The organism is Burkholderia sp. ABCPW 14 (assembly GCF_001523835.1).
GTDB classification, from domain to species: Bacteria; Pseudomonadota; Gammaproteobacteria; order Burkholderiales; family Burkholderiaceae; genus Burkholderia; species Burkholderia mayonis.
The window spans coordinates 109,934-129,126 of sequence record NZ_LOVS01000055.1 but is presented as its reverse complement, the minus strand read 5'-3'; the positions used below and the strand labels follow the sequence as shown (position 1 = coordinate 129,126).

Annotated in this window: 18 protein-coding genes; 2 read left to right on the top strand and 16 right to left on the bottom strand. The window is 65.1% G+C overall.

What is annotated here, in order from left to right:
- Genes WS62_RS08045 through rfbB form a run of 5 tightly spaced genes read right to left on the bottom strand, consistent with a single transcriptional unit; the run spans nt 1 to nt 4,312 of the window.
- Nucleotides 1–909 (bottom strand): glycosyltransferase family 2 protein, encoded by a 909-nt coding sequence (locus tag WS62_RS08045; RefSeq protein ID WP_231748226.1) that lies wholly within the window; start codon nt 907–909, stop codon nt 1–3.
- On the bottom strand, nt 906–1,802 hold the full coding sequence (rfbD, locus tag WS62_RS08040; RefSeq protein ID WP_066569867.1) for a dTDP-4-dehydrorhamnose reductase: 897 nt from the start codon (nt 1,800–1,802) through the stop codon (nt 906–908). The genes WS62_RS08045 and rfbD overlap by 4 nt, the downstream gene beginning before the upstream one ends.
- Before the next feature lie 7 nt (nt 1,803–1,809).
- Nucleotides 1,810–2,361: a dTDP-4-dehydrorhamnose 3,5-epimerase gene (gene rfbC / locus WS62_RS08035; RefSeq protein ID WP_066569864.1), complete on the bottom strand. Its 552-nt coding sequence runs from the start codon at nt 2,359–2,361 to the stop codon at nt 1,810–1,812.
- A complete protein-coding gene (gene rfbA, locus WS62_RS08030) occupies nt 2,346–3,239 on the bottom strand; it encodes a glucose-1-phosphate thymidylyltransferase RfbA (protein WP_066569863.1) in 894 nt (297 codons plus the stop codon). Before rfbA ends, rfbC begins: the two co-directional genes overlap by 16 nt.
- Before the next feature lie 11 nt (nt 3,240–3,250).
- The gene (rfbB, locus tag WS62_RS08025) at nt 3,251–4,312 is read right to left on the bottom strand and encodes a dTDP-glucose 4,6-dehydratase (protein WP_066569862.1); all 1,062 of its coding nucleotides are present in this window, start codon (nt 4,310–4,312) and stop codon (nt 3,251–3,253) included.
- A gap of 377 nt (nt 4,313–4,689) precedes the next feature.
- Between rfbB and WS62_RS08020 the strand changes: the two genes are divergently transcribed.
- Nucleotides 4,690–5,538, top strand: coding sequence for a symmetrical bis(5'-nucleosyl)-tetraphosphatase (locus tag WS62_RS08020; protein WP_066487008.1), 849 nt, complete (start codon nt 4,690–4,692; stop codon nt 5,536–5,538).
- Between the two features lie 72 nt (nt 5,539–5,610).
- On the opposite strand, the gene WS62_RS08015 is transcribed toward WS62_RS08020, so the two are convergent.
- The 8 genes from WS62_RS08015 to WS62_RS07980 form a co-directional block, all read right to left on the bottom strand.
- The gene (locus WS62_RS08015; RefSeq protein ID WP_066569860.1) at nt 5,611–6,480 is read right to left on the bottom strand and encodes a lysophospholipid acyltransferase family protein; all 870 of its coding nucleotides are present in this window, start codon (nt 6,478–6,480) and stop codon (nt 5,611–5,613) included.
- 13 nt (nt 6,481–6,493) lie between these two features.
- The gene (locus tag WS62_RS08010; protein WP_066569857.1) at nt 6,494–7,771 is read right to left on the bottom strand and encodes a dihydroorotase; all 1,278 of its coding nucleotides are present in this window, start codon (nt 7,769–7,771) and stop codon (nt 6,494–6,496) included.
- An 87-nt stretch (nt 7,772–7,858) separates the two neighbouring features.
- A complete protein-coding gene (locus tag WS62_RS08005; RefSeq protein ID WP_066569849.1) occupies nt 7,859–8,890 on the bottom strand; it encodes an aspartate carbamoyltransferase catalytic subunit in 1,032 nt (343 codons plus the stop codon).
- 77 nt (nt 8,891–8,967) lie between these two features.
- Nucleotides 8,968–9,486: a bifunctional pyr operon transcriptional regulator/uracil phosphoribosyltransferase PyrR gene (gene pyrR / locus WS62_RS08000; RefSeq protein ID WP_066569845.1), complete on the bottom strand. Its 519-nt coding sequence runs from the start codon at nt 9,484–9,486 to the stop codon at nt 8,968–8,970.
- Nucleotides 9,473–9,913: a Holliday junction resolvase RuvX gene (gene ruvX / locus WS62_RS07995; protein ID WP_066569840.1), complete on the bottom strand. Its 441-nt coding sequence runs from the start codon at nt 9,911–9,913 to the stop codon at nt 9,473–9,475. Before ruvX ends, pyrR begins: the two co-directional genes overlap by 14 nt.
- Entirely contained in the window at nt 9,910–10,488 is a 579-nt protein-coding gene (locus WS62_RS07990; RefSeq protein ID WP_066569835.1) for a YqgE/AlgH family protein, read from the bottom strand. Before WS62_RS07990 ends, ruvX begins: the two co-directional genes overlap by 4 nt.
- A gap of 196 nt (nt 10,489–10,684) precedes the next feature.
- Nucleotides 10,685–11,935, bottom strand: coding sequence for a hypothetical protein (locus WS62_RS07985; RefSeq protein WP_197422788.1), 1,251 nt, complete (start codon nt 11,933–11,935; stop codon nt 10,685–10,687).
- A 179-nt stretch (nt 11,936–12,114) separates the two neighbouring features.
- Nucleotides 12,115–12,285: a rubredoxin gene (locus WS62_RS07980; RefSeq protein WP_004186709.1), complete on the bottom strand. Its 171-nt coding sequence runs from the start codon at nt 12,283–12,285 to the stop codon at nt 12,115–12,117.
- A 221-nt stretch (nt 12,286–12,506) separates the two neighbouring features.
- Here WS62_RS07980 and WS62_RS07975 point away from each other — a divergent pair, with 221 nt between their 5' ends.
- Nucleotides 12,507–13,364, top strand: a complete 858-nt coding sequence (locus WS62_RS07975; RefSeq protein WP_066569828.1) for a hydroxymethylpyrimidine/phosphomethylpyrimidine kinase family protein — start codon at nt 12,507–12,509, stop codon at nt 13,362–13,364.
- Nucleotides 13,365–13,653: 289 nt separating this feature from the next.
- Here the strand turns inward: WS62_RS07975 and groL are convergent, their stop codons facing one another.
- The 3 genes from groL to WS62_RS07960 all read right to left on the bottom strand — a co-directional run bounded on the left by groL (nt 13,654) and on the right by WS62_RS07960 (nt 18,180).
- Complete coding sequence (gene groL / locus WS62_RS07970) at nt 13,654–15,294, bottom strand: chaperonin GroEL (RefSeq protein WP_066487023.1); 1,641 nt, start codon at nt 15,292–15,294, stop codon at nt 13,654–13,656.
- 47 nt (nt 15,295–15,341) lie between these two features.
- Nucleotides 15,342–15,635: a co-chaperone GroES gene (gene groES / locus WS62_RS07965; RefSeq protein ID WP_009889537.1), complete on the bottom strand. Its 294-nt coding sequence runs from the start codon at nt 15,633–15,635 to the stop codon at nt 15,342–15,344.
- A 610-nt stretch (nt 15,636–16,245) separates the two neighbouring features.
- Entirely contained in the window at nt 16,246–18,180 is a 1,935-nt protein-coding gene (locus WS62_RS07960; protein ID WP_156440905.1) for a beta strand repeat-containing protein, read from the bottom strand.
- Nucleotides 18,181–19,193: the final 1,013 nt, after the last annotated feature.

Genomic DNA, 19,193 nt, shown 5'->3' with positions numbered 1-19,193 from the left:
TCAATGGGCGCGGTATGCTCCGAGTCGGCCGCGCCAACCGTCAACAATGCCGCGCCATGCCATCTTCAGGTGTGCTTTCCTATCGGTGGGAAAAAAGCAGTAAACCAGCAGACGGACCGGCAACTTGACGAGTTCCGTCGTCTTCCACGTCAGCGGCATCGACGCCCGCTTGACTAATGCGACCACGTTGCGGAACTGGTAATAGTGCCGCAACGGTCCGTGCATCGGATAGGCGCGGCCCAGCACGCGAACCGGCTCACCGCCGAGTTCATGAGTCATCCGAAGCCATGGCACTCCGACGACCCGATACCCCTTTTGCTTGGCTCGCACGCACCATTCGAGATCGACGAAATCAATGAATAGTGCTTCGTCCATCACGCCAATGTCCGACCAGCAAGCAAGATTGATGCAAGAGCCCGACGTGATGAGAAAGTCGACATCAATGGGCACGTCGCCGACGGGCGGAATACGCTTGAGCTTGCCCCACCCGAAGCGAACGAACGGCGCGACGCCGCGCAACCGGCGATCCTCGTAAGCCGGACCGGCAAGCGCCACCTGCAGACCCGTAGCATTCGTGCCCATCAAGACGCGCGGCAACTCCGAGAGCAGGTTCATCGGCGGATCGCTGTCCTGGTCGAAAAGAATAGCTATCTCGAAACCGCCGCGAATCAGTGCGCCGACACCTCGGTTCAGCGCGGCTGCAATGCCCAGATTCTCGCCGTTCGCCACGTACTCGATCGACTCGGACAAGCCAATTGCATCGCGCTCCCGGGCGACGGGCGTATTGTCGACGACCACACAATGCATCGCGTTAGCAAGACGATTGGCCCTCGCAATGCATACTTCGTCGGGGTGAAAAAAAACGATCACCGCACCAGTACGCGGCCAATCACCGACAGCGTCGCTCAATCCGTTTCCAGGCATAGTCGCAGCGCGTCGCGCCAATCTGGTGCAGACACGCCAAAAGTCTCGGCCAACCTTTGATTCGAAAGCTGGGAATTGAGCGGCCGCACCGCCGGCGTTGGGTAGGACGACGACAGAATCGCACGCACAATCGGCTTATTCATCAAATCGGAAAATGCGAAGATCGCCTCGGCAAACGCATGCCAGGACGTCACGCCTCCCGCCGTAAGGTGATATACGCCGGAACGTTCTCCCCACCAATCGACTTGCTGGGCACCTGTTACTACCGATTGTGCGAGCACATGTGCGGTCAACTCCGCGATCGTGCGCGACCATGTCGGCGCGCCAAACTGGTCGGCCACGACGCTCAACTCCTCGCGCTCCGCCCCGAGTCGCAGCATCGTGAGCAGAAAATTCCGACCGCGGGTTCCATACACCCAGCTTGTGCGGAAAATCAAGTGATGACAGCCGGAAGCCACGACGGCCTGCTCGCCGGCCAGTTTGCCCTTGCCGTAAACATTCTGCGGATTGACGCGATCATCCTCGACGTAGGCACCCACCTTCGTGCCATCGAATACATAATCGGTCGAGTAATGGACGAGCGCGGCGCCGAGACGCTTCGCTTCCTCGGCCAACAAGCCGGGGACCTCTGCATTCAGGCGCATTGCCGCAGCCACGTCTGCTTCCGCCTTGTCGACCGCAGTGTAAGCCGCCGGATTCACGATCCAGTCAGGTGCAACGTCCCTCACGACCCGACGCGTCGCGTCCAGATCCGACAAGTCGAGTTCGCACCGATCAAACGCGACGACTCGACCCAGGCCTTGCAAACTACGAGCTAGTTCGTGACCGACCTGCCCGTTGATTCCCGTCAGCAGAATCACCCGCTCGCGTACCGTCATGCCCACCTCATGCGTAATGTTCGGCGTCGACAAAACGCTTGCCCGCCGCATCCTTCGCCGCAAGCAGCGGCTCGAAATCGATCGGCCATTCGATCCCGATCGCCGGATCGTTCCACACGATGCTCCGCTCGAATTCGGGATACCAGTAATCGTTCGTCTTGTAGAGGAACTGCGCAGCCTCCGACAGCACGACGAAGCCGTGCGCGAAACCGGGCGGCACCCACAACTGCCGATGGTTGTCGCTCGACAGCACGACGCCCACCCATTTGCCGAAATTCGGCGAGCTCTTGCGGATGTCGACCGCGACATCGAACACTTCGCCTTCGACCACGCGCACGAGCTTGCCCTGCGCATGCTGGATCTGATAGTGCAGCCCGCGCAGCACGCCCCTCGCCGAGCGCGAATGATTGTCCTGGACGAACTCGACGCCCGCCTCCACCTGCTCGGCGAATTCCCGCGCGTTGAAGCTTTCGAAGAAGAAGCCCCGCGCGTCGCCGAACACCTTCGGCTCGATAATCTTGACTTCAGGCAGCGCCGTCGGCGTTACTTGGATGGCCATGCGACTTGATCCGTGAGAATGTGTTTCAGATATTGTCCGTAGCCGTTCTTCGCGAGCGGCTGCGCGAGCTTCAGCACCTGCTCCGCGTCGATCCACTGCCGGCGGTACGCGATCTCCTCGGGACACGCGACGACGAGCCCCTGGCGCTTTTGCAGCGTCGCGATGAACGTCGCCGCTTCGATCAGCGAATCGTGCGTGCCCGTATCGAGCCACGCATAACCGCGCCCCATGATTTCGACGTTGAGCGCGCCCGCGGCGAGATAGCGGGAATTCACGTCGGTGATCTCCAGCTCGCCGCGCGCGGACGGCTTGATGTCCGCCGCGATGTCGCACACCTGGTCGTCGTAGAAGTACAGCCCCGTCACCGCGTAGTTCGAACGCGGCTTCGCGGGCTTCTCCTCGATCGACAGCGCGCGGAAATCGCGGTCGAACTCGACGACGCCGTAGCGCTCCGGATCGTGCACGTGGTAGGCGAACACCGTCGCGCCTGATTCGTGCTCCGACGCACGCTCGAGCTGCTTCGCGAGATCGTGGCCGTAGAAGATGTTGTCGCCGAGAATCAGCGTCGACGGATCGTTGCCGACGAATTCTCGGCCGATGATGAACGCCTGCGCGAGCCCGTCCGGCGACGGCTGCACCGCATAGCGGATGCTCATCCCCCACTGGCTGCCGTCGCCCAGCATCGCCTCGAAGCGCGGTGTGTCCTGCGGCGTCGAGATGATCAGCACGTCGCGGATGCCCGCCACCATCAACGTAGACAGCGGGTAGTAGATCATCGGCTTGTCGTAGACCGGCAGCAGTTGCTTCGACACGGCGTGCGTGATCGGATACAGCCGCGTGCCGGAACCGCCGGCGAGAATTATGCCCTTGCGCGCCATCGATTCAACCTTTACGCGCGTTGCGCGTAGTTCGTTTCGACCCACTTGCGGTAGTCGCCCGACGCCACCTCGTCGACCCACTCCTGATTGTCGAGGTACCAGCGCACGGTTTTCCCGAGGCCAGTCTCGAACGTCTCGGCCGGCTTCCAGCCCAGTTCGCGCTCAAGCTTGCGCGCGTCGATCGCATAGCGGCGATCGTGGCCCGGGCGATCGGTCACGTACGTGATCTGATCGCGGTACGAACCCGCCGCCTTCGGCCGCGCTTCGTCGAGCAGATCGCACAGCGTATGCACGACGTCCAGGTTCTTCTTCTCGTTCCAGCCGCCGACGTTGTACGTCTCGCCCGGCACGCCCCGCGCGAGCACCTCGCGAATCGCGCTGCAGTGATCGCCGACATACAGCCAGTCGCGCACGTTCTGTCCGTCGCCGTAGACGGGCAACGGCTTGCCGGCAAGCGCATTCGCGATCATCAGCGGAATCAGCTTCTCGGGGAATTGATACGGACCGTAGTTGTTCGAGCAGTTCGTCGTCAGCACCGGCAGCCCGTACGTATGGTAATACGCGCGCACGAGATGATCGGAGCCCGCCTTCGTCGCCGAGTACGGGCTGTTCGGCGCGTACGGCGTCGTCTCGGAGAACTGCGGATCGGTCGCCGACAGCGAGCCGAACACTTCGTCCGTCGACACGTGCAGGAAGCGGAACGCGGCCTTCACGTCGGCGTCGAGCGCGCTCCAGTACTGGCGCGCGGCCTCGAGCAGCGTGAAGGTGCCGACCACGTTCGTCTGCACGAAATCGGCCGGACCGTGAATCGAGCGGTCGACGTGGCTTTCGGCTGCGAAGTGCAGGATCGCGCGCGGCTTGTGTTGCGCCAACAGCGCGTCGATTGCGGCGCGATCGCAGATGTCGACGCGCGCGAACACGTGCTTCGGATTCCCCTGCAACGACTTCAGCGTGCCGAGGTTGCCCGCGTACGTCAGCTTGTCGACGTTCAGCACCGCCTCGTCGGATTGAGCCAGCCAGTCAAGCACGAAGTTGGCGCCGATGAAACCGGCGCCGCCCGTTACCAAAATCATGGGATTCCTTTGCTGAAATTGGGAGTCGGTCAAACAACCGGCGTGATGTCAGCATGGCCGGCATGTTCCGGAGAATGCCGTTGGTCGCTCGAGTCTCGCCGCCGGTTGTGGCCGCATGGCTCGATCGAACCATGCGCCCAAGTCGGCAGCGCACAGCTACTGCCCCACAAGGCCGCAATTATACGGGCAAGGAAGTGAAAATACATCCCTCTAACATCTTGAAACAGCTCGGGAAGTTTACTCGCGGCACGATATTTTCGAGAACGTTTCTACCGCAGCGATCGCCGGCAGATTGAATTTTCTCCGTCGCCAATCGACTCGGATCGATGTCGTTTCTTGTGATACCGTGGACCCGATTTCGTCACGAATGCAAAGGAATGACAAATTTATCCAGCAGCCCGCCCCTTGCCTTCGGCGACCTCCAAGGCTGCCACGCCGCCTACCGGCAGCTCTTCGACAAGCTCTCTCCGGCAGCCGACACCCCACTCTGGTTTGCAGGCGACCTCGTCAACCGCGGGCCCGCGTCGCTCGCGACGCTGCGCGAAGTCGCCGCGCTCGGCGAGCGCGCGATCGCCGTGCTCGGCAATCACGATCTGCATCTGCTGTCGGTCGCGGCCGGCATCCGCACGCTGAAGCCGAGCGACACGATCGGCGAGATCCTCGATGCGCCCGACGCCGACGACCTGGTCGAATGGGTGCGCCACCGGCCGTTCGCGCACTTCGAGCGCGGCATGCTGATGGTGCATGCGGGCGTGCTGCCGCAATGGGACGCGACGCTCGCGCTCGAGCTCGCCGACGAGCTGCAGCGCGCGCTGCGCGCGCCGAACTGGCACGACACGCTGCGCAATCTGTACGGCAACGACCCCAATTGCTGGAGTCCGAATCTAAAGAAGGCAGACCGGCTGCGGGTCGCCTTCAATGCATTCACGCGCATCCGCTTCTGCACGCCCGACGGCGCGATGGAGTTTCGGGCGAACGGCGGCCCCGCGTCCGCGCCCGCCGGCTATCTGCCGTGGTTCGACGTGCCGGGACGGAAAACCGCCGACGTCACGATCGTGTTCGGCCACTGGGCCGCATTGGGACTGATGCTGCGCGACAACCTGGTCGCGCTGGATTCGGGTTGCGTGTGGGGCAATCGGCTGTCGGCCGTGCGGCTCGCCGACGACCCGGCCGCGCGCCAGGTCACGCAAGTCGCGTGCGAGCGCTGCGGTGCAGCGGACGAATAGCCGGCCTGGCAGCGCCGCCGCGTCGCCGCGCGACCGACGGATAACGCCGCGCGGCGACCGCGGTCGATGCGCTTACCCTTCGCGGCGCGGCATCGTGTCGACACCGACCTCCGGGTCGGCCGTGCCTTCAGGCTCGCCGGCCGGCTCGGCGGGCGCCGGGTACGCGGCCGCCGCGAGCCGCGCGAGATCCGAGTCGAGCGGCCGCTCGACGGCGCGCTGCATCTGCGCGAGCGCGTCCGCGACCGCGGCGCGCGCGAGCGCGGCCGTCTCGCGCCGGTCGCCCGCCGCAACGATCGGCGCGCATACGAATAGATGCGCGGTGAGCGGCCCGCCGTTCAACACCCTATCGAGCGACTGGCCGAGCGACAGATCACCGACATACGCGGGCGCGACCGACTGGCGACCGCGCGCGTCCTCGTACATCAGGCAGATCGGCTGCACCGCGCAGCCCGCCGACACCACCGCCTGGAACATGTTCGAATGGAACGGCAGCAGCCCGAGACCATCCGACGTCGTGCCTTCCGGAAACACGCACATCAGCTCGCCCTGGCCGAGGCGATCGGACAGCTCGTGCATGATCCGCTTCGCCTCGCTGCGCTTCTCGCGCTGGATGAACACGGTCCCCAGGCGCTCGGCGAGCCAGCCGACAACGGGCCACGCACGCACCTCGGCCTTCGACACGAACGGCGTCGGACGCCATGCGTTGATCACGTAGATGTCGAGCCACGACACGTGGTTGCCGACGACGAGCGCGCTCGCATCGAGTCGCGCCGCGTCGTTGTGCACGACGAGCCGCATCCCGCAAAGCTGAAGCATCTTCACGGTCCAGCGCCGCGTGATCTCCTGGCGGCGCTCCGGGGTCGCGCGCTTGAAGCGCAGCGCGATGATCGCCATCCCGCTAAGCAGATGCAGGACGAGGCGCGCCTTGCGTAGGGGTCTCATGATGTGGCTCGCGTCAGCGGCGCTCGAACGCGACCTGGCCCGCGACGAGCGTCGCGCATACCTGTGCGGGCAGCTCGTAGCCGAGGAACGGCGTGTTGTGGCCCTGGCTCTTCAGCGCACGCGGCTCGACGCGCCAGTGCGCGTTCGGATCGAACACGCACAGGTCGGCCGGCGCGCCTTCGTCGACGCGGCCGGCGGGCAGCTTCAGCACGCCTGCGGGCGCCGAGCTGATTTTCGCGAGTGCGCGCACAAGCGGCACGCCTGCCTCCTGTGCCCACTTCACGGTCAGCGACAGCAACAACTCGAGCCCCGTCGAGCCCGGCGTCGCCTCGGCGAACGGCAGCAGCTTCTCGTCGTCGTCGACGGGCGTGTGATCCGAGCAGATCGCGTCGATCGTGCCGTCGGCGAGCGCGGCGCGGATCGCTTCGCGGTCGCGCTCGGTGCGCAGCGGCGGATCGAGGCGGAACTGCGCGTCGAAGTAGCCGATGTCGACGTCGATCAGATGCAGGTGGTTCGCGCCGACGTCGCAGGTCACGGGCAGGCCCTCGGCCTTCGCCGCGCGCACGAGCGCGACGCCCGCCGCCGATGACAGCCGCGCGACGTGCACGCGCGAGCCCGTCACACGCATCAGCTCGAAGAGCGTGTGCAGCGCGATCGTCTCGGCCGCGACCGGCACGCCCGACAGGCCGAGCCGCGACGCGACGGGCCCGCTCGCCGCGACCCCGCCCTTCGCGAGGAACGCGTCGACGGGCCGAAGCCACACGGTGTAGCCGTAGGTGCTTGCGTACTGCAGCGCGCGCAGCAGCATCTGCGTGTCGGAGACAGGCACGTCCGCCTGCGTGAAGCCGATGCAGCCCGCCTCGGTCAGCTCGACCATCTCGGTGATGACGCTCCCCTTCAGCCCGACCGTCAGCGCGCCGAGCGGATACACGTGCGCCTGATGCAGGTTGTGCGCGCGGAACTTCAGCATCTCGACGAGGCCCGGCTCGTCGAGCACGGGATCGGTGTCGGGCGGGCAAACGAGGCTCGTCACGCCGCCCGCGACCGCCGCGGCCATTTCCGATTCGAGCGTCGCCTTGTACTCGTAGCCCGGCTCGCGCAACCGCACCGACAAGTCGACGAAGCCCGGCGCGACGATCATCCCCGTCGCGTCGATCGTCTTCGCCGCGTTGAAATCGGCCGGCGCCGTGCCGATCGCGGCCACCTTGCCGGCCGCGACGAACACGTCGGCCTGCCGTTCCGTACCGGCCGCCGGATCGATGAGCGTGCCGCCTTTGATATGAATCTTCATGCGCTGTCTGTTGATGCGTTGAATGCGTTGATTTCGTCGAGTTCGATGCGCGCGCGGGACACCCACGCGCGCCGCGCACCGCGCACGTCAGTCGTTCGTGCCCGCGACGATTCCCATCACGGCCATCCGCACCGCGATGCCGAACGTCACCTGGTTCAGGATCACCGATTGCGGGCCGTCGGCCACCTGCGAGTCGATCTCGACGCCGCGGTTCATCGGCCCCGGGTGCATCACGATCGCGTCGGGCGCGGCGAGCGCGAGGCGCTCGGGCGTCAAGCCCCAGCTCTTGAAATATTCCTGCGCGGACGGCAGGAGCGCGCCGCTCATCCGCTCGTTTTGCAGACGCAGCATGATGATCACGTCGACGTCCTTCAGGCCTTCGTCAAGATTGTGGAACACGCGCACGCCCATCTGCTCGAGCCCGCCCGGCAGCAGCGTGCGCGGGCCGATCGCGCGCACTTCCGGCACGCCGAGCGTCGTCAGCGCATGGATGTCCGAGCGTGCGACGCGCGAATGCAGGATGTCGCCGACGATCGCGACGCGCAGCTTCGTGAAGTCGCGCTTGTAGTGGCGGATCGTGTACATGTCGAGGAGGCCCTGCGTCGGATGCGCATGACGGCCGTCGCCCGCGTTGATCACGTGCACGTGCGGCGCGCAGTGCTCGGCGATCAGGTACGGCGCGCCGCTCGACGCGTGGCGCACGACGAAGAGGTCGGCATGCATCGCCGACAGGTTGTTGATCGTGTCGAGCAGCGACTCGCCCTTGCTCGTCGACGATGCGTTGATGTTCAGGTTGATCACGTCGGCGGACAGCCGCTTCGCGGCGATCTCGAACGTGGTGCGCGTGCGCGTCGAGTTCTCGAAGAACAGATTGAACACCGACTTGCCGCGCAGAAGCGGCACCTTCTTCACTTCGCGGTCGGTCACGCTGACGAACTGCTCGGCGGTGTCGAGGATCTGGTTGACGATCGCGCGGGGCAACCCCTCGATCGACAGCAGATGCTTGAGCTCGCCGTTCTTCGTGAGCTGCGGGTTGCCCTTCAGGAAGCCGTAGCGAAAGCGCTCGGCGGGCGCGGCCGCGGCGGGATTGCCGGTGTGGCCGGAGGTGTCGGTCGTCATGATGTGCGTGATTCCAACGTGTTGCCAAACGGCGCCCGGATGCGCGATGCGCGCGGGCGCGGAATGCGTCGCGCGCGTCAGCCGGCGCGCGCCTCGGTGCGAAGTGTGAATCGTCCCGCGTCCGTGCGCTCGAGCACGAGCGTCGCGTCGGCGTCGACGCCGAGCGTGCCGCCAACGAAGCGCGCCCCGACCGGCAGCTCGCGCCCGCCTCGATCGGCGAGCACCGCGAGCTCGACGGCGGCGGGCCGCCCGTAGTCGTACAGCTCGTTGAGCGCCGCGCGCACCGTGCGTCCGGTGTACAGCACGTCGTCGACGAGGACGATGCGCCGCCCTTCGACTTCGAACGGCAGCGACGTCGGGCTCGCCTGGCTGTGCAGCCCCTTCTTTGCGTAATCGTCGCGATGCAGCGCGACGTTGACGACGCCGAAGTCCGGCGCGTTCAGGTCGCGCGCGAGGCGCTCGGCGAGCCACGCGCCGCCGCTGTGGATGCCGGCCAGCACGGGGCCGCCGGATTCGGCGAACGCGGTTTCGCCATAGGCGCCGCGAATCTGGTCGAGCAGGACGCGGTAAAGCGCCTCGGCGTCAATTGAACTCATGATGATCGGGCCGTTCGTCGAGGTATTGTTGAAGGATGATGCGGGCGGCTTCGGCATCGACACGATCCGCGCCGCTGCCCCGCGCGCGCAGATCCGCGCGTGCTTCGACCGACGAGTAGCGCTCGTCGACCCAGCTCACCGGCAGGTTGAAGCGGCCGTTCAGCTGATTGCCGAAGCGCTTCGCCTGCTGCGTCATTTCGTGCGGCGCGCCGTCCGGATGAAGCGGCAGGCCGACGACGAGCGCATCCGGCTTCCATTCGGCGATCAGCTCGCCGACCGCCTTGAAGCGGTGCTCGCGATTCAGATTGGGAACGATGACGAGCGCGCGGGCCGTGCGGGTCAGCAGATTGCCGACGGCCACGCCGATGCGCTTCTCGCCGTAGTCGAACGCCAGGAGCGTCGCGTCGCGCGAAAGCGCCGCGCTCATGCGTGTCCTGCCTCGCCCGAAAGCATCGACGAACTCACGCCGAGCAGCCCGAGCGCCGCTTCGAAGCGCTCTTCGGCGGGCGTGTCGAACACGATCCGCGGATCGGCGGCGACCGTGAGCCAGCCGTTCTTCGAAATCTCTTCCTCGAGCTGCCCCGCGCCCCAGCCGGCATGGCCGAGCGTCAGCAGGAAACGCCTCGGGCCCGCGCCCGTCGCGACCGCCTCGAGCACGTCTTTCGACGTCGTCATCTCGAGCCCGCCTTCGACCGTCATCGACGAGTTGTACGAACTGCCCTCGACAGGCTCGTGCAGCACGAAGCCGCGCTCGGTCTGCACCGGGCCGCCGAAGTAAACGGGGATGTGCAGGAGCGGCTCGATCTCGAGCTTCAGATCGATGCGGTTGAACAGCGACTCGAGATCGATGTCGGTCGGGCGATTGATGACGAGGCCGAGCGCGCCGCGCTCGCTGTGATCGCAAAGATAGACCACCGTTCCTGAAAACGTCGGATCCGCCATGTTCGGCATGGCGATCAGGAACTGGTTGGTAAGGTTGATGCGATCGGAACTCTTTGACATGGTTTGAATTTTAGCAAAGACCTCGCGACGTGACGGACGCCGCTTCTCGCGGCCTCGCACGCCGCGCGGGTCGACACGACATATCACTCACTCTATCACGCGTTCGGGGCCAATCGGCACGCGGGCCGCGCGCGATTACGCCACATCGGCCGAAAGCAAGAAGCCGGCCTTGCCTATCGCCCCGCCGCGCGTCGCATCATGCCTTCCGCACCGCGCCCGACAACGCATCCGCGAGCGCCGCACACGCGTCCGACAAGTCGGGCGGCGCCATACCTGCTGCAATCTTGTGCAACGTCGCGCGCAATGCTTCGGTGGCCTGCCGGCATGCCGACGCGCCCGCTTCGTCCGTCGTGCCGAGATGCGCACGGCGACGCCATGCGAGCCCGAGCGCGTCGGCAAGCAGCGCCGTGTGTCCGAGCCCGAGCGCACACGCGGCCGAGCCGACGCGATACGCGGCCTCCGCCGCCTGCAACGCGGCACCCGCGTCAGCCGTGCGCATGTCGAGCGCCAGCTCGGTCATCGACGCATCGGCCGTCTGCAGAAAATCTTCATACGCGTGACCGTTGACGGTGACGACGCCGAGCTCGCGCGTCGGCGCGGCCCGTACTGCGTCAGCCTCGGCGCGCGCGGCGTCGGCCTCCCACAATGCCTCGGACGCCTGCGTGCCCGCGACGTGCCACGCGACGGTCAGCCCGTAGTCGTGCAGCAGCTCGACGTCGGTCACGTCCTCCGCCGCCGCGCCGTACAGCGCGTAGTCGCGCCAGAAGAGCGCGAGCGCCTCCCGGACGAGCGCGGCAGGCGCGATGCGCAATCCGCGCGCCTGCTCGCCGAGCAGCAGATTGCAGCGCGCGAGAAAACGCTTGAGTTCGACGCCGCCGCGCACGCGCAGCACCCGCATGCACGCGCCGGCGAGCCGCCAATAGTCATACGGAAACGGGCCGGCGAGTTCGGCCGCGCAGTCGGCAAGTCCGTCGAGCGCCGCGTCGGTCGCCGCCTCCGATGCACGCAACGCGCCGAGAAGCGCTTGCTCGTAGCGCGCGCGCAGATGCGCGAGCGCATGCGGCGACAGCGCATACAGCGTGGCGGGCGGCACCGGCCGGCCGGCGAGCGCGAGCGCATCGTGCGGCGTGTCCGCGCGCAAATCGCTCGCCGCCTGCGCGTACAGCGCACGGTAATGCTCGAACAGGAGCGGCGAGCAGGCGAGCTCGCGCAGATTGTGACGCTCGAGCGCGCCGCGGAAATCCCGCAGCGCGGCCTCGAACGCAATCGGCTGCAATTCCGTCGCCGCAAGCGGCGCGGCGTGAGCAAGCGCAACGACAAAGCGTTGCGCGGCGAGCCAGCCCGCCTCCTGCAACGCCGCCGCAGCGCCGGCAAGCGGCTCGGCCGAATCGGCTCGCCGCTCGAACGCCTGCTGCGCGGCGCGCAGCGCCGCCTCGGCCGCAGGCACCGCGCCGCCTCGCGGATTGGGCAAAGCGTCGAGGACCGGGACCGTCGCGATTTCAGAGATAATAGGCACGAGCGTCAGCACCAGAAACGAAGCCGCGCCGCAAGCGGCGCCTCAACCCGTCGATGCTGCCGCGCCGACGCCACCGGTTCGCTCGATGCCGAACCGCCGACGCGAGACGGTCAGATCTGGACCATCTCGAAATCTTCCTTGCGCGCGCCGCACTCGGGGCATGTCCAGTTGATGGGAACGTCTTCCCAGCGTGTGCCCGGGGCGATGCCCTCCTCCGGCAACCCAGCTTCTTCGTCGTAAATCCAACCGCAGATCAGGCACATCCAGCTTTTATATTCCATCTTAAGCCGCGTAAAGGAAAGTCCGTTGATTTGAGAGCCATGATGGTACCGTGTCGGCGCCGGACTGCCTAGCAATCGGCCTCTAGTTGCGTTTGCGCGCTGCGGCGCGATAAAAAAACGCTTCGGGCAAACGGAATCCGCCGCATAATTGACTGCGCGGGCGCACCCGGCTGGTGCATCTCGCCAACTGGCTTTACCGTTTTTCCTCTTTCCCCATTTCCATGTCCAGCAACACCCCTCCGATCGTCCTCACTTTCGGCCTGTCCGATCCGACGGGCGGCTCCGGCCTGCAAGCCGACCTGATGACTCTGGCGAGCATGGGCTGCCACGGCGTGTCCGTGCTGACGGGCTACACCGTGCGCGACTCCGCCGCCTGCGACGAAGTCACCGGCCTCGATCCGGATACCGTCGCCGCACAGGCGCGCATGCTGCTCGAAGACATGCCCGTCGCCGCGTTCAAGATCGGCGCCGCGACGCGGGCGGAAGTCGTGAGCGCGATCGCCGAAGTGGTCGCCGATTACGACGGCGTGCCGCTCGTCCTCGCGCCGGACTTCACGCTCGACGACGAGCATGTGCTCGCCGCCGACGACCTGCGCGAATCGATCGCCGATCTGCTCGCGCCGCAGACGACGCTCCTCGTCGCGGACCACGCGACGCTCATCGCGCTCGCGCAGCCGGACGGCGACGCCGAAGCGCCGAACCTCGACGCCGCACTGTCGCACCTGCTCAGCCAGGGCTGCGAAACCATCCTGGCGACCGAAACCGGCTCGCACCGCCTCGTCAATTCGCTGTACAGCGAGGAAGGCCAGATCCGCCAAGATTTATGGGAACGCACGCCGCATCGGTTGATGGGCATCACCGACACGCTCGGCGCGGCGATCGCCGCTCTGCTCGCGAACGGCCAGGAACCACCCGAGGCGGTACGCGAAGCGCAGGAATATCTGTATCAGGCAGCCCGCGACGCGTTTCGGCCCGGGATGGGCGCATATTTGCCGGATCGCTTCTTCTGGGCACGCAGCAATGAAGACGACGCGCCTCCGCCGACGCTGCCGCAGTCGGGCTCGCCCGCCCGGCGGTAAGCCGCTTCATTGCCGCCCACCGCCCGGCGCAATCGCGCTGCCCACCGACGTTCCGGACGGATTTCAGTCGTGATCGCCGATTCGTCCGGAACGTTCAACAATAGCGGCGACTGGCAACACGACTTGCGTCGCGCAGCCGCCGGATGCCAATGACGGCGGCCGATGCCGCGTTCGATCGCCGTTCGGCTTGCCTCGGCTCCAAACGAAAACACCCGCATCGCTGCGGGTGTTTTCGTTTGGGAGAACGCGCGTCGCCGCGCGTCCTTCGATGCAATCGGCGCTACGCCAATTACATGTCCATGCCCATGCCGCCCATGCCGCCCGGCATGCCGCCCGGCATCGGAGCGTCTTCCTTCGGCAGTTCGGCGACGGCTGCGTCCGTCGTCAGCAGCAGGCCGGCGACCGACGCTGCGTTTTGCAGTGCGGTGCGCGTGACCTTGGTCGGGTCGACCACTCCGGCTTCCACCAGGTCGCCGTACTCGCCCGTTGCCGCGTTGTAGCCATAGTTGCCCGAACCCGCAGCAACTGCCGCCACCACGACGCTTGCTTCTTCGCCGCCGTTCGTGACGATCTGACGCAGCGGCTCTTCCATCGCGCGCAGCACGATCTTGATACCGGCGTTCTGATCGGCGTTGATGCCCGTCAGGCCAGCAATCGCGGTGCGTGCGCGGATCAGCGCGACGCCGCCGCCCGCCACGATGCCTTCTTCAACGGCAGCGCGCGTAGCGTGCAGTGCGTCTTCGACACGTGCCTTCTTTTCCTTCATTTCGACTTCGGTCGCAGCACCGACCTTGATCACTGCCACGCCGCCCGCCAGCTTGGCCACGCGCTCTTGCAGCTTCTCACGGTCGTAGTCCGACGTCGCTTCTTCGATCTGCGCACGAACCTGCTTCACGCGGGCTTCGATGCTCGCGGCTTCGCCTGCGCCGTCGATGATCGTCGTGTTTTCCTTGCCCACTTCGATGCGCTTCGCCTGACCCAGCTCGGCCAGCGTTGCCTTCTCGAGCGTCAGGCCCGTTTCCTCGGCGATCACCTGGCCGCCCGTCAGGATCGCGATGTCTTCCAGCATCGCCTTGCGACGATCGCCGAAGCCAGGCGCCTTGACCGCAACGGTCTTCAGGATGCCGCGGATGTTGTTCACGACCAGCGTGGCGAGCGCTTCGCCTTCGATGTCTTCGGCGATGATCAGCAGCGGACGGCCAGCCTTCGCGACTTGCTCGAGCACCGGCAGCAGATCACGGATGTTCGACACTTTCTTGTCGTGCAGCAGCACGAACGGGTTGTCGAGGACGGCGACTTGCTTGTCCGGGTTGTTGATGAAGTACGGCGACAGGTAGCCGCGGTCGAATTGCATGCCTTCGACGACGTCCAGTTCGTCGGCGAGCGACTTGCCGTCTTCGACGGTGATCACGCCTTCCTTGCCGACCTTGTCCATCGCTTCAGCGATGCGATCGCCGATCGACGAATCGCTGTTCGCCGAGATCGAGCCGACCTGTGCGATTTCCTTGTTCGTCGTGCAGGGCTTGCTGATCTTCTTCAGCTCTTCGACAGCCGCTGCGACTGCCTTGTCGATGCCGCGCTTCAGGTCCATCGGGTTCATGCCCGACGCGACGTACTTCATGCCTTCGCGCACGATCGATTGCGCGAGGACGGTTGCCGTCGTCGTGCCGTCGCCTGCGTTGTCGCTCGTCTTGGAAGCGACTTCCTTGACCATTTGCGCGCCCATGTTCTGGAGCTTGTCCTTCAGCTCGATTTCCTTCGCGACCGACACACCGTCCTTCGTGACCGTCGGGCCGCCGAAGCTGCGTTCGAGCACGACGTTGCGGCCCTTCGGACCCAGCGTGACCTTCACTGCGTTGGCGAGAATGTTCACGCCTTCGACCATCTTCGCGCGGGCGATATCGCCGAATACGACGTCTTTAGCTGCCATCTTCTAACTCCTTGAAATCTCTGAGAATGTGATCCGTTGGCGAACGCTTACTGAGCGTTGACCACGGCCATGATGTCTTCTTCGCGCATCACGAGCAGTTCCTGGCCGTCGACCTTGACGGTTTGGCCCGCATACTTGCCGAACAGAACACGATCGCCGACCTTCACGTCGAGAGCGATCGGAGCGCCCTTGTCATCGCGCTTGCCCGGACCGATGGCCAGAACTTCACCTTGATCCGGCTTCTCAGCGGCTGCGTCGGGAATGACGATACCCGAGGCGGTCTTGGTTTCCTGATCCAGGCGCTTGACGATCACGCGATCGTGCAACGGACGAAGGTTCATATTCACTCCTCTCTTGATTGAGACTGAAGAACGCTGAGGGAAACTGCCGGACGGCTCGCCGGCCGGCAGGAATTGTTAGCACTCTCGTGCAGCGAGTGCTAATTATATGGACGGGTTTTGACAAATTCAAGAAGAGGAATCGTCAGCGATACAGCAAAATTTCGGCGCGGGGAAATCCGGGAAAAACGGCCGGGATGCGCCGTCGGATCGCGCAACAATCTCAATCGAAACAATCACTTGAAACGAAATCGGTCGATGCGGCGGAATGCGGCGCGAGCCGCCGCGCGCATTGTCGGAGCGGATCCGAGGCGGGTTTGCCCCGTTGACTCGATCGGCGCCAAACATACGATCATCGCATACATAATCCTTACGTCCAAGCCGATCCGCCTGCCCGACCCGCGGCCCACGAACGCCGCCGGACGGACGCCGGCGCACCGCAGCCCTCGCCTAGCCCTCGCCCGGCCCGTGGCTCGGACGACAAGTCCGACTCCGAAACGACAAGACGGCATGACGTCGCCGCCATGCCGCCCTGGTTCGTCTTCCGACCGATTACTTCCGGCTAGTGGCTATAGGCACGTCCCGTAGCATCGCCGGGACGCGCCGCGCCGCATTACTTCGGCAGCGCGCCGGCGAGCGTCGCGATCGCCGACGTGACCGGAGCGAGCGAGTTCGACGCCGGAGCAGCCGACTTCGACGACGAGACCGTCAGGTTCGGCAGCGACGCCACCACCGCACCGACCGACGAGCCCACCGAGTTGACGACCGTGCTCGCAGCGGCAGCGCCCGTCGACAGCAACGAGCCGGTTGCGGCCGTCGTGCTGCCGAACGCGTTGCTGCCCGACGTCAACATCTTCCCGGCCGAGGTTGCGCCCGAACCCATCAGCGCGGAGCCGACGCTTCCGAGTTGCGAGCCCGCTGCGACGCCAGTGCCAGCCGCTCCCGTCAGCGCACCTGCGACGCCGCCGACGGCTGCAGCCGGATTGCTGCCCGCGACGGTCGCGATTGTGCCTGCGGCGTTGTTCGCTGCGCTCGTCAACGCGCCAGCCGGATTGCTGACGGGCAACGCGCCCACGAGACTGCCGACCGCGCCCGTCACCGGATTGCCGTTCGCCACGCGCGCGAGCGTGCCCGCGACGTTGTTCACGGCACCCGTCAATGCGCCCGTCGGGTTGGCGACAGGCAGCGCGTTCGTCAGGCTGCTCACGACGCTCGTGATCGGCGCGATCGGATTGCCGCCGATCGCGTTCGCGAGCGTGCCGGCCACGTTGTTCACGACACCCGGCAGCGGATTGTTGCTCGCGGCGCCCGCGAGCGTGCCGGCCACGTTGTTCACGACACCCGGCAGCGGATTGTTGCTCGCGGCGCCCGCGAGCGCGCCGGCCACGTTGCTGCCCGCGCCCGCCAGCGCGCCCGTCACGTTGCTGGCGGCACCCGCCAATGCACCCGTGACATTGCTCGCCGCGCCCGCCAATGCGCCGGCCGAGTTGCTCAGCGCGGCAGGCAGCGTGTTGCTCAGGCCGCCGACCGCGCCTGCGAGCGGGTTGTTGCTCGCCAGATTCGTCAGCGTGCCCACGGCGTTGTTCTCAACGCCGGGAAGCGGGTTGCTCGTCACCGCGTTTTGCAGCGTGCCCACCGCGTTATTCAGCGCCCCCGGCAACGGGTTGTTACTCGCCAGATTCGTCAACGTACCCACGGCGTTGTTCGCGACGCCCGGCAGCGGATTGTTCGCCACCGTGCTTTGCAGCGTGCCCACCGCGTTATTCAGCGCCCCCGGCAGCGGGTTGTTGCTCGCCAGATTCGTCAGCGTGCCCACGGCGTTGTTCGCGACGCCGGGAAGCGGGTTGCTCGTCACCGCGTTTTGCAGCGTGCCCACCGCGTTATTCAGCGCCCCCGGCAGCGGGTTGTTGCTCGCCAGATTCGTCAGCGTGCCCACGGCGTTGTTCGCGACGCCCGGCAGCGGGTTGTTCGCCACCGTGCTTTGCAGCGTGCCCACCGCGTTATTCAGCGCCCCCGGCAGCGGGTTGTTGCTCGCCAGATTCGTCAGCGTGCCCACGGCGTTGTTCGCGACGCCGGACAGCGGGTTGTTCGCCACCGTGCTTTGCAACGTGCCCACCGCGCTATTCAGCGCCCCCGGCAACGGGTTGTTGCTCGCCAGATTCGTCAGCGTACCCACGGCGTTGTTTGCGACGCCCGGCAGCGGGTTGTTGCTCGCCAGATTCACCAGCGTACCGACCGCATTGTTCACGACACCTTGAACGGGGTTATGACTTACTGCGTTCACGAGCGTGCCTGCCAAGTTGGCGAGTGCGCCAGCGCCAACTGACGCGTCAGCCGAGCCGAGCGCGCTAGCGCGGATCACTCCCTGCTGCGAACCGCCGGCAAGCCCCAATGCAGCGCTACCCGAGCCAGCGCCGCCAAGATTTCCAACCGAAGCAGAGACCGGAAGGGCGTTCAGCTCACCTGCGACGGCCGGCATCGCTGCCGCGACCCCGAACGCGACTGCTGCGGACAGTGCAATGCTCGTCAACTTGAAGCTTTGTTTCATATGTGACCTCGTGTGGATAGGTACTGCCGTCATTTCGGCGCGGAGGTCATCGCACGGAGCGTGCCAGCGTGCGCGCCGGATCGATCGCGCACCCTTTTTTCAAGAAAGTAAATCCACAACGAATTTAATTGCTCGATACGTCGCGCGAGCGGCATAGTTGACGCCTGCCCTTTCCGTCGTTACGCGTGCCGTAACGTAACATCACACTCCATTCCGTTACATTTTTCATCAAAATATTTCCTTATTCTTCACATACACAAACTCCATAAAAATCCAATGAAAAATCAATAAAAAATTCTATTGATTGACCTGTGAAAATCTGCACTCCGCTCGTCCACGCGAGCCGTGGGCAGACAAACCGAAGTGGCCGGCAATCATCGCCTCGCCGCGCAGATCGCCTAGAGATAGGATAGCCGGACGCAGCGGACGACGAACAGCGTATTCATACACGTTCTCACAAGGAGAACCGCGCATCCGCGTGCGTGAGCATCTTTCCACTTTTCCCATGCAACCCCGCTCTCCCCGCGGATCCTGATGTCGACGGGCATGTCCGAAAGCATGGCGGCGTCCGCGCGCCGGTATATCCTCTGGCATCCGATCGACGACAGCCTTCATTACCTTTCACATTGAAATAATAATTCCACATGACAGATAAAATATTCCGCGTAAATTTTATGAAAATTCATGTTCAAATGAACAACAAATGACGATTTGGTATTTCCCTTCATCGTGAGCCAGCGCATGAAAGATCGAACGAATTCGACGCCGTTCACGAAACGGACATCTTCATCGACGCCTAGCATCGCGCATCGCCCGGCGATCCGACGGCGCGATTGAAAATGACGAAGAAGGAGAAGGCTCGCATTGCCGGCCGCGAGGAAGCACGCGCGACATGCCCGGCGGGCATCGCTCGTCTCGCGGGTATTTGAAGAGGAAGGTTTGCCTGCCGAGAAGCAGCGTTGCACATGTCCGCGGTCATGACAGCGAACACAAGACGAACACCGCGCGAACAT

What these genes read in the sequence shown, in the direction of transcription:
- rfbD (WP_066569867.1), bottom strand. Translation starts at nt 1,802, where the DNA reads ATGACGGTACGCGAGCGGGTGATTCTGCTGACGGGAATCAACGGGCAG.
- rfbC (WP_066569864.1), bottom strand. Translation starts at nt 2,361, where the DNA reads ATGGCCATCCAAGTAACGCCGACGGCGCTGCCTGAAGTCAAGATTATC.
- rfbA (WP_066569863.1), bottom strand. Translation starts at nt 3,239, where the DNA reads ATGGCGCGCAAGGGCATAATTCTCGCCGGCGGTTCCGGCACGCGGCTG.
- rfbB (WP_066569862.1), bottom strand. Translation starts at nt 4,312, where the DNA reads ATGATTTTGGTAACGGGCGGCGCCGGTTTCATCGGCGCCAACTTCGTG.
- WS62_RS08020 (WP_066487008.1), top strand. Translation starts at nt 4,690, where the DNA reads ATGACAAATTTATCCAGCAGCCCGCCCCTTGCCTTCGGCGACCTCCAA.
- WS62_RS08015 (WP_066569860.1), bottom strand. Translation starts at nt 6,480, where the DNA reads ATGAGACCCCTACGCAAGGCGCGCCTCGTCCTGCATCTGCTTAGCGGG.
- WS62_RS08010 (WP_066569857.1), bottom strand. Translation starts at nt 7,771, where the DNA reads ATGAAGATTCATATCAAAGGCGGCACGCTCATCGATCCGGCGGCCGGT.
- WS62_RS08005 (WP_066569849.1), bottom strand. Translation starts at nt 8,890, where the DNA reads ATGACGACCGACACCTCCGGCCACACCGGCAATCCCGCCGCGGCCGCG.
- pyrR (WP_066569845.1), bottom strand. Translation starts at nt 9,486, where the DNA reads ATGAGTTCAATTGACGCCGAGGCGCTTTACCGCGTCCTGCTCGACCAG.
- ruvX (WP_066569840.1), bottom strand. Translation starts at nt 9,913, where the DNA reads ATGAGCGCGGCGCTTTCGCGCGACGCGACGCTCCTGGCGTTCGACTAC.
- WS62_RS07990 (WP_066569835.1), bottom strand. Translation starts at nt 10,488, where the DNA reads ATGTCAAAGAGTTCCGATCGCATCAACCTTACCAACCAGTTCCTGATC.
- WS62_RS07980 (WP_004186709.1), bottom strand. Translation starts at nt 12,285, where the DNA reads ATGGAATATAAAAGCTGGATGTGCCTGATCTGCGGTTGGATTTACGAC.
- WS62_RS07975 (WP_066569828.1), top strand. Translation starts at nt 12,507, where the DNA reads ATGTCCAGCAACACCCCTCCGATCGTCCTCACTTTCGGCCTGTCCGAT.
- groL (WP_066487023.1), bottom strand. Translation starts at nt 15,294, where the DNA reads ATGGCAGCTAAAGACGTCGTATTCGGCGATATCGCCCGCGCGAAGATG.
- groES (WP_009889537.1), bottom strand. Translation starts at nt 15,635, where the DNA reads ATGAACCTTCGTCCGTTGCACGATCGCGTGATCGTCAAGCGCCTGGAT.
- WS62_RS07960 (WP_156440905.1), bottom strand. Translation starts at nt 18,180, where the DNA reads ATGAAACAAAGCTTCAAGTTGACGAGCATTGCACTGTCCGCAGCAGTC.